The organism is Thiolapillus sp. (assembly GCF_048562965.1).
In the GTDB taxonomy this organism is placed as follows: domain Bacteria; phylum Pseudomonadota; class Gammaproteobacteria; order Chromatiales; family Chromatiaceae; genus Thiolapillus; species Thiolapillus brandeum_A.
Window position 1 is genome coordinate 1 of sequence record NZ_JBHNMF010000780.1, and the last position, 1,378, is coordinate 1,378.

Consider the following 1,378-nt stretch of genomic DNA (forward strand, 5'->3'; position numbering starts at 1 on the left):
GAAAAAGACACCAACCCTGGAGATGCGTTATGGCTGATGAACTCACCGTTACCATGCTGCCCGCCAAGGAAGGCGATTGCATTCATGTGGCCTGGGGCGCTGCTCCGGAGCAGAAGCACCTGCTTATCGATGCCGGTCGCCAGTGGACCTGGAAACATGCGCTGAAACCCTATCTGCAGGAAAAGGGGATAACCCGGCTGGAACTGCTGGTGGTCTCCCACGTGGACCGTGATCACATTGATGGCGTACTGGCATTGATCAGGGACCCGGAACTGGATCTGGAAGTGAAAGAGATCTGGTTCAATACCTGGGATCACCTGCTAGGAGAAAGCGTGTCTTCGCTGGAAGAAGATGACGCTATCGAACACTTCGGCGCGAAGATGGGAGAAAAGCTCGGCCCGCAAATTCTCAGAAGGCGCTGGCCCTGGAACAGGCGTTTCGCGGGAAGGGCAGTGGAACTGTCCGATACGCTGACAGACAGCCGCTTTGTGCTGGATGAACTTTGCCTGACCCTGCTTTCCCCGGATCGAGCCAGGCTGGAAGCATTGCAACCCGTCTGGAAAAAGGAATGCCGCAAAGCGGGACTGACTCCCGGTGCCAAGCTCGAAGACTATGTGCCGGAAGAGGATGACGGGCTGGAATCCTTCGGGCAGCCCGGTGTCGATGAGTTGGCTTCAGAGCCGTTTCAGGAGGATGGCTCCGCCCCCAACGGCACCAGCATCGCCTTTGTGCTGGAATATGGTGATGCCAGGGTGCTGCTGGCGGCAGATGCCCATGCGGACCTGCTGGTACAGGGGCTGAAAGCGCTGGGAGCAACGCCGGAACAGCCATTGCGTCTGGATGCCTTCAAGATTCCCCATCACGGCAGCAAATACAATGTTTCGAAGGAGTTGCTGGCTTTGACCGACTGCCGGCATTACCTCGTTTCCACCAATGGCAACTATTTTCATCATCCCGATCAGGTGGCCATCGCCAGGCTGGTCAAGTACGGTTCCGAAGCGGCCGAACTGGATTTCAACTACAGGAGCGACAGCAATGCATTGTGGGAAAACCGGCGCTGGCAGCATCAGTACAGCTATTCCATCCGCTATCCCGGCAGCGGTGAAGATGGTTGGTTGAGTCTGAGTTTCAGACGTTAATGTGGAAGTAAGCCTAAGTTATAGATTTTGCAGGACTCTGGATGACGCAGCTTCGCGCCATGACCGCAGGTTGGGCTTCAGCCCGACAACAGCGGCTCCAACGGAGAGATGTCGGACTGAAGTCCGACCCACGGATACGGTGTTTTCTATCAGCAGGGGTGTAACCAGCGGATAAAACCCATAGCTGACTTTTGGATACAACCACCCTAAAAAAATTAGCACATACGTTAATAATCTGT

Annotated in this window: 2 protein-coding genes; one reads left to right on the plus strand and one right to left on the minus strand. The window is 55.3% G+C overall.

Features of this window, described 5'->3' with window-relative positions; genetic code table 11:
- The first annotated feature begins 29 nt into the window (after positions 1 to 29).
- Positions 30 to 1,139: a ComEC/Rec2 family competence protein gene (locus ACOCD2_RS20025; RefSeq protein ID WP_293646932.1), complete on the plus strand. Its 1,110-nt coding sequence runs from the start codon at positions 30 to 32 to the stop codon at positions 1,137 to 1,139.
- Between the two features lie 18 nt (positions 1,140 to 1,157).
- Here the strand turns inward: ACOCD2_RS20025 and ACOCD2_RS20030 are convergent.
- Positions 1,158 to 1,378, minus strand: a 221-nt coding sequence (locus ACOCD2_RS20030; protein WP_293675166.1) for a hypothetical protein, incomplete at its 5' end; no start/stop codon positions are given.

Bases quoted from the DNA above. Each gene is read 5' to 3' on its own strand.
- ACOCD2_RS20025 (WP_293646932.1), top strand. From the start codon at position 30: ATGGCTGATGAACTCACCGTTACCATGCTGCCCGCCAAGGAAGGCGAT.